Origin of the sequence: Mesorhizobium sp. M1338, assembly GCF_040318045.1 — a bacterium.
Classification (GTDB): Bacteria; Pseudomonadota; Alphaproteobacteria; order Rhizobiales; family Rhizobiaceae; genus Mesorhizobium.
The window spans coordinates 1-553 of sequence record NZ_JAMYLL010000166.1 but is presented as its reverse complement, the minus strand read 5'-3'; the positions used below and the strand labels follow the sequence as shown (position 1 = coordinate 553).

The following is a 553-nucleotide window of genomic DNA, read 5'->3' as shown; positions in this document are numbered from 1 at the left end:
GCGTTTCCGTCCTCGCCCACCGGGTTGCGGTAGGGATAGGGAGAAGGAATCTTGTGCTGCCATTCAAAGGGAATGCCAAAACCGGCGTGAAAGGCGGGCAGGGCGGTCAGGCCCGCGCCGACCACCGACGACCCGTGATAACCCTGTTCGATGGAAATGAACTGGTCGCGCTTTGGCTCGCCCCTGGCATTCCAGTAGTAGTGGACGAAACGGATCGTGCTGTCGACGGCGTCCGACCCGCCAAGCGTGAAGAAGACATGATTGAGATCGCCTGGCGCGCGCTCGGCCAGTTCCGAGGCGAGCCGGATGGCCGGCTCGGAGCCGAGGTCGAAATAGGCAGTGGCATAGGGAAGCTCACGCATCTGCCGGGCTGCAGCCTCTACGATACTGTCGTGACCATAGCCGGCGTTGACGCACCACAGCCCGGCGAAACCGTCTACGAGTTGCCGGCCGGACGCATCGGTCACAGTCGCGCCCTTCGCCGATTTCAGCACACGCACGCCAAGCGCCTCGTGACCGCGATATGACGAGACCGGATGAATAAGATGGGCAC

The 553-nt window shown here is 62.7% G+C and carries 1 protein-coding gene; it reads right to left on the bottom strand.

Going from position 1 to position 553, the window contains the following annotated elements:
- Positions 1-553, bottom strand: a 553-nt coding sequence (locus NKH19_RS33750) for an aminotransferase class III-fold pyridoxal phosphate-dependent enzyme (protein WP_352984013.1), incomplete at both ends; no start/stop codon positions are given.